Origin of the sequence: Klebsiella sp. MS 92-3, assembly GCF_000195655.1 — a bacterium.
In the GTDB taxonomy this organism is placed as follows: domain Bacteria; phylum Pseudomonadota; class Gammaproteobacteria; order Enterobacterales; family Enterobacteriaceae; genus Klebsiella; species Klebsiella pneumoniae.
On sequence record NZ_GL882802.1, the window covers coordinates 35,007 to 41,572 of the forward strand.

Here is a 6,566-nt window from a genome sequence, read left to right on the forward strand (position 1 = left end):
GGGGGGGCGGAGATGACCAGCAACGCGGTAATTATCGATAGCGAGCGGCAGGTGAAAGAGGTGATTATCGACCCGAACCTGATCCCGGATATCGCCGTCGACGACGCCAGCGTGATGCTCGACATTCCGCCAGCCGTTACCGCCGCCACCGGCATGGATGCCCTGACCCACGCCATCGAGGCCTTTGTCTCCGTTGGCGCCCATCCCCTGACCGACGCCAACGCCCTCGAGGCCATTCGTCTGATTAACCTGTGGCTGCCGAAAGCGGTAGACGATGGGCACGATCTGCAGGCCCGCGAGCAGATGGCCTTTGGCCAGTATCTGGCGGGCATGGCGTTCAACAGCGCCGGTCTCGGGCTGGTACATGCCCTGGCCCATCAGCCTGGCGCCACCCATAATCTGCCGCACGGGGTATGCAACGCCATCCTGCTGCCGATCATCGAAAACTTTAACCGCCCGAACGCGGTGGCGCGCTTTGCCCGCGTGGCGCAGGCGATGGGCGTCGATACTCGCGGCATGAGCGATGAAGCTGCCAGCATGGAGGCCATCAATGCCATCCGCACGCTGAGCAAACGCGTAGGGATCCCCCAGGGATTCAGCCAGCTTGGCGTCAGCAAAGCCGATATCGAAGGCTGGCTGGATAAAGCGCTGGCCGACCCATGCGCGCCGTGTAACCCGCGCCCCGCCAGCCGCGATGAGGTTCGCGAGCTCTATCTGGAGGCCTTATGATCCGTAAAGCCTTCGTCATGCAGGTGAACCCCGACGCGCACGAGGAGTACCAGCGCCGCCATAACCCCATCTGGCCGGAGCTGGAAGCAGTGCTGAAAGCGCACGGCGCGCACCACTACGCCATTTATCTCGATAAAGAACGCCATCTCCTGTTCGCGACGGTGGAGATTGAATCGGAAGCCCGCTGGGAAGCGGTCGCCAGCACGGAAGTATGCCAGCGTTGGTGGAAATACATGCGCGAGGTGATGCCCAGCAACCCGGACAACAGCCCGCTGAGCGCGGAGCTCAAAGAAGTGTTTTATCTGGCGTAAAAATAACTGGCCTCCCTCCAGACGGGAGGCCGGTCGATTAAACGGTCATTGCATTATCGCGCAGCGGCTCGGTTTTCGTCTTACCCGCTAACGTAAACGCGGATATTAAGGTGACGGTCAGGGCAATACCACCGAGGATCATATAGGTCTCCTGAAAGCCGATCCGATCGTACATATTGCCGGCGAAAGCGGAGAGAAAGATCGCCGCCACCTGCTTGGCGAACTGGAAGCCCACCAGGTAAATGGTCGCCGACAGCCGGACGTCAAACACGCCGGTGATGTATTTAAAGGCGCCCACCAGCAGGAACGGCACCTCCAGCGCATGGAGCATTTTCAACGCTACGACTTCCGCGGCGGTGGTGGCGAAGGAAGAGCCAATCATTCTTGCCGCCATCACCATCCCGGCGATCAGCAGGGTATTCTTCGCTCCGATACGGTTAATAATCCACGGCGAGCTGAACATAATGATGGCGTTACATATTTCTCCCGCAGTGGTGGCGAAACCAAAGGCGCGGGTGCCCGCTTCCGGGGTCGCGAAGAACGATTTGAAGAAGGTGGCGAACTGCTGATCGAAAACGTCATACACGCAGGCCACGCCGATAACATACAGAATAAACATCCACATCTTACGCTGGCGGAACATGCGCACCGCCGTTTTTAAATCGATCGCCGGGCGATTGGCGCCGAGCGAGTCCATTACCTGCGCGGACTGACTGGCCTGCGGTTTGGCGATGGCCACCAGCACCACCAGCAGCAGCGCGGCGGCTGACCCCATCCAGAACACCCATTCGGGATTAATGCTGAACAGCATTCCGGCGGTAGTCGCGCAAAGCGCCCATCCCAGGCAGCCAAAGGTTCGCGCCTTGCCGTATTCAAACCCGCTGTTGCGGCTTACCCGTTCGATATAGGCCTCCATCGCGCCGGCGCCTGCGGAGAATACAAAGCCGATATAGGCGCCGCCGCTCAGCGCCCCGAGCCAGATATTGGTTTTCAGCAGCGGAGCGAAAACATAAAGGAAGAAGGGAGCAATCAGCACCAGCAGAACGGTCACGATCCACATCAGGTGTTTTTTCAGCCCCAGCTTGTCAGAGATCACTCCGAGGATCGGCTGGAAACAGATGGCGAACAGCGACAGGCTGGAGAAAACGAGGCCGGTTTCGGTTTTATTCAGGCCGATGACGTCCGACAGCCAGATCGGCAGAAACGGAAAGCAGGTGGCCATGATGAAGAAGTAGAGAAAGAAGAACAGCCCGAAAATCCAGAAGTTGGGGTTGTTTTTGTGGGTACAGACGGTCGGGTTCATTATATTTTCCTCAAGAAGGGCCGCAGCGCGGCCCGATACCATCACACGCGTTGCAGACCAATCAGAATGGCGCTTTCCGGGTCGAGGATGGGCAGCGCCAGCCCCGCCTGCTGCAGCCACTCACCGCTCACCGTCTGCGGCGTCGTCATCCATGCCGGTAGCTTCCGCATGGTGTGGCCGCCCTCGCCGGTGATCTGAATGTTCGGATGATCGAGGAGCGTCACCTGATAGCGGGCGCTCGCCTCCAGGCCCGCCAGGCGCAGCGGCGCCATCAGGGTGTAGTCCGGCATCGCCAGCTGGCTAACGAGGAAGATCGCCTGCGCTTTATCCGGGCTGACGACGCCATGGGCAAGGGTGGTAGCATCCGGCATATCTATTCGCCACTGCACGCCGTGATGGATCACGTCGCGCCACTGTTTATGCAGGGCTGCATATTTTCGGTATCCGGCGCGCTCTTCTTCATCGGCGCTCACCGGATCCAGCTCAAGGCCCATATGACCGAACAGCGCCGTCAGGCCGCGGAAGGCGATACTATGCTGGCGGAAGGTGGCATGACAGTGGCGATTGCCAATGTGCGCGCCCATTACCTCGGGTGGAAAGAAGTAGCTCATGCCGCGCTGGATGGTGTTGCGCTCAAGGGCGTCATTGTTGTCAGACGCCCAGAAGCGATGGCTGCGTTTGAGGACTTCATAATCGATCCGTCCGCCGCCGGAGGAGCAGGATTCAAATTCAATGTGCGGGAAACGGGCCACCAGCGTATCCAGCAGGCGGTAGAACTGGCGCGTTTGCGCGTCCGCAGCGGCGCGTCCCTGATGCCCAGGCTGCACCAGCTCGCGGTTCATATCCCACTTCACGTAGTCCACCGCATGCTCGCCCAGCAGCCAGCTCATCCGCTCCAGCAGATAATCAAACGCTTCGGGAATGTTGAGGTTCAGGACAAACTGATGGCGGCCGGTCAGCGGGGTATAGCCCGGCAGCGCCAGCACCCAGTCCGAGTGCGCCCGGTACAGATCGGAATCCGGGTTAATCATTTCCGGCTCCACCCAGATACCGAATTCCATACCCAGAGACTTCACGTGATCGATAACCGGCGTCAGGCCGTAGGGGTATTTTTTCTCATCGAGATACCAGTCGCCAAGCGCCGCCCAGTCGTCGTTGCGCCCTTTAAACCAGCCGTCATCGATAATAAAGCGCTCGACGCCCAGGGCCGCCGCTTCGTCGGCCATACGCATGATGTAGTCCGGGTCGTGGTCGAAATAGATCCCCTCCCAGGTGTTGAGATGCACCGGGCGCGGTTTGTTGCCCGGGAAACGAATAATCCGTTCGCGCAGATAACGATGGAACTGCTGGCTCATGCCGTTCAGCCCATTCGCCGAGTAGCTGGCATACAGGTACGGCGTCCACAAGGTTTCCCCTTCCGCCAGCGCCATTTCGCCCGGCAGATAGAGCGCCTCGGCCTGCAGATAGCGACGGCCATCGGTTTTCACCTCCGCCCGCAGGCGATGGTTACCGCTCCAGGCCAGATGCACGCCCCAGACTTCACCCTGCATCTCGCTAAAGGCGCGGCTGCCGGTGATCAGGGCCGGGAAATGTTCGTGAGAGGTGCGCCCGCGGCGGTTCTCCAGCACAAAGCTGTCGTGCTCCAGCGTCAGGCGATGAGGCTGAAACTCGCGGATCCAGCGGCCATGGAAAGCCATTACCTCGCGAGCGCGTTCGGCGACCGGCAGCGTGACCGCCAGGCGATCCACCTGCCATGGGCTGGCGCGCAGATTGGTCACGCCATGGCGCACGCTCAGCACGCCGCTGGCATCCAACGCGATCTCGCTCTGCAGGCGCAGGCCGGCCTGCGGATCTTCGCTGACCAGGGTCAGCGTCTGGCCCTCGTGCCGCACTTCGCTGGTGGTGAACAGCGGAGAGGCATCCAGCCCCTGACGATGGCCTTCAATGCCCGGCGCGCCAAACAGACCATGGCCCAGCTCCGCCATTAAGGTCACTGGCGAATCGACATCCAGTCTACCGTTGGCGACCGGGCGCGTCAGGCTGTCGGCATCCTGCGGCGAAAAGTGGCTTAAATGCGGTCCCCAGTAGACAATTTCGGCGAAAGGGCGGGTTTTAATTACAATATCGGCACCGGCGCTTTGCAGGTGAATCAGCGAATCAGACATCAGACATCTCCATCACAAGGAATGTCTTACTGTTGATCCGAAACGTTTCGGATGCCAACCAAAACGTTTCGGATCCGTGATCGGCTTCAGAATTACGGGTTAAAAAGGGATAAGATCAGGCGGTTTCACCCGGGAAAAATTCCGGCTGCCATAGCACCTGCAGCGTGGCGAGATCCTCCCCGGCGATTAAGCGACGCACCATATCGGCAATCTGCCTTCCCACGCCCTGGCGCGTGGACTGGATCACCGCGGCGACATCGGTCTCAATGATGCTGTCCTGCGGCAGCCCGTCGTACACCACCAGGGCGACGCGGTTGTCGCCGGTTAAACGCCCCAGGTGAGCGAGCGCCATCGCGGCGCCATCGCCATGGGTGTTGCAGTCGGTGATAATCGCGGTAGGCGGCTCAGGCAGACGCAGCAGCTCCAGCGTGGCCTGATAGCCGCCGCGGCGCGTCGCCGGCACGCTACGCAGCCATGCATCGGATAACCCCGCCTCGCGCAGGGCATCGAGGTAGCCGTTACGCCGTTGCAAAATAAACGCCTGATTGTTGTTCTCGCCCAGCAGAGCGATACGCTGGTGGCCCTGTTGAATCAGATGGCGGGTGGCGCGGCAGGTGCCGGCATAGTTATCGAAATCAAACCAGGCGTAGGGCTGCGCCAGGCGGCTACGGCCGAGCGCCAGAAACGGAAAACCGGAGGCCTGCAACTGCGCCAGCCGCGGATCGTCATCCAGAGTATGGGCCACGATTAATGCATCGACGCGACGGCCCTGCACCATGCGCATATAGCCATGTTTATCCGCCTGCTCATCATCGGCGATCAGCAACAAATCAATGTCATGGCGCGCCAGCTCATGGCTGATCTCCCCGACCATCTCGAGAAAAACGTTATTGTTGAGCGGCGCGGGGCGGACAGGGAAGACGAGACCAACGGCATCAATGGTGCCCATTTTCAGACGGCGGGCGAAAGTGTTGGGGCGATAGCCCCGGCGCTGCGCTTCAGCCTCAACCCGGGCGCGGGTCTCCTGCGACACATCGTCATAGCCGTTCAACGCCCGGCTGACGGTCGTGACGGAGATCCCAAGTTGTTTGGCAATGGCTTTCAGCGACATAAAAATCCCTGTTTTCGCATAGGAAAGCTAGTTTCCCGCAATATGGCTATGACGTCCAGCGAGCGCGCGTCCCCCGCCGACGCGATGTCAGTTTTGCTCAGCGATCAGCAGGGCCTGCGTATCCGGCTCCAGCGCCTGAAAAACATGCTCCTGATCCGCCGGGTAGCAGATATAGTCGCCCTCGCCGAGCTCTTCCGGCGCCGACGTCAGCCCTACTCGCGCCCGCCCCTGGGTGACGATAATATGTTCCACCGAGCCTGGCGGATGCGGATGCGAAATGCGGTCGGCGCCGGGCTGGGTGAGCAGCAAATAGATGTCCCGACGCGCGCCGGGCGGACAGGCGGCCAGCAAAATGGCCTGATAGTTCGCCTGCTCTGCCACCACTTTGGTCCCCTCGCCGCGGCGGATCACCTGCGTTTTGTTCACCTGCGGCTCAAGCAGCCTGGCAAATGGAATATCCAGCGCTACGCAGAGCGACCACAGCGTTTCCAGACTCGGGTTGCCGTTGCCGGACTCCAGTTGCGATAGCGTGGATTTTGCGATACCCGCCCGACGCGCGACTTCCGCCAGCGAAAGCCCGGTCCGCGCCCGCTCCCGCACCAGACTTTTGGCGATAACGCTGATTGGCTGTGTCATACCCGCCCCTTGTTTTTTATATCGAACAATTCGTTCGCCTTGAAAAACGATCATTATGTGTTCATTATAATGGAAATTCGTTCGATATGGCTAAGTGATATGAAACAAACTCTCTCCAGTCTCAGCGGAGACACGATAAAAGCGATTGTTTTGGTCTGCCTTGCCGTCGGGGTGGTGGGCATGTCCTATGGGTCGCTGGCGGTGGCTTACGGCTTCCCTTTATGGGTGCCGCTCTTGCTTTCGGTGTCCGTGCTGGCAGGCGCTTCTGAATTCATGTTTATCGGCATTGTCGCCAGCGGCGGTAGTCCGCT

The 6,566-nt window shown here is 60.1% G+C and carries 7 protein-coding genes; 3 read left to right on the forward strand and 4 right to left on the reverse strand.

Going from position 1 to position 6,566, the window contains the following annotated elements; translation table 11 throughout:
- A partial coding sequence (locus tag HMPREF9538_RS29815) for an iron-containing alcohol dehydrogenase (RefSeq protein ID WP_009484969.1) occupies nucleotides 1–729 on the forward strand: 729 nt, incomplete at its 5' end.
- On the forward strand, nucleotides 726–1,040 hold the full coding sequence (rhaM, locus tag HMPREF9538_RS15225; RefSeq protein WP_004181618.1) for an L-rhamnose mutarotase: 315 nt from the start codon (nucleotides 726–728) through the stop codon (nucleotides 1,038–1,040). The genes HMPREF9538_RS29815 and rhaM, both read left to right, overlap by 4 nt.
- 37 nt (nucleotides 1,041–1,077) lie before the next feature.
- On the opposite strand, the gene HMPREF9538_RS15220 is transcribed toward rhaM, so the two are convergent.
- The 4 genes from HMPREF9538_RS15220 to HMPREF9538_RS15205 form a co-directional block, all read right to left on the reverse strand.
- Nucleotides 1,078–2,343, reverse strand: a complete 1,266-nt coding sequence (locus tag HMPREF9538_RS15220) for an MFS transporter (protein ID WP_004178015.1) — start codon at nucleotides 2,341–2,343, stop codon at nucleotides 1,078–1,080.
- Nucleotides 2,344–2,384: 41 nt separating this feature from the next.
- Entirely contained in the window at nucleotides 2,385–4,508 is a 2,124-nt protein-coding gene (locus HMPREF9538_RS15215; protein ID WP_009484971.1) for an alpha-galactosidase, read from the reverse strand.
- Nucleotides 4,509–4,623: 115 nt separating this feature from the next.
- On the reverse strand, nucleotides 4,624–5,619 hold the full coding sequence (locus HMPREF9538_RS15210; protein ID WP_004146243.1) for a substrate-binding domain-containing protein: 996 nt from the start codon (nucleotides 5,617–5,619) through the stop codon (nucleotides 4,624–4,626).
- An 87-nt stretch (nucleotides 5,620–5,706) separates the two neighbouring features.
- Nucleotides 5,707–6,255 carry a helix-turn-helix domain-containing protein gene (locus tag HMPREF9538_RS15205; RefSeq protein WP_002882865.1) on the reverse strand — a complete coding sequence of 183 codons (549 nt, stop codon included), beginning with the start codon at nucleotides 6,253–6,255 and terminating at the stop codon, nucleotides 5,707–5,709.
- 99 nt (nucleotides 6,256–6,354) lie between these two features.
- Here HMPREF9538_RS15205 and HMPREF9538_RS29820 point away from each other — a divergent pair.
- The coding region (locus HMPREF9538_RS29820; protein WP_148671937.1) for an AzlC family ABC transporter permease at nucleotides 6,355–6,566 on the forward strand (212 nt) is incomplete at its 3' end.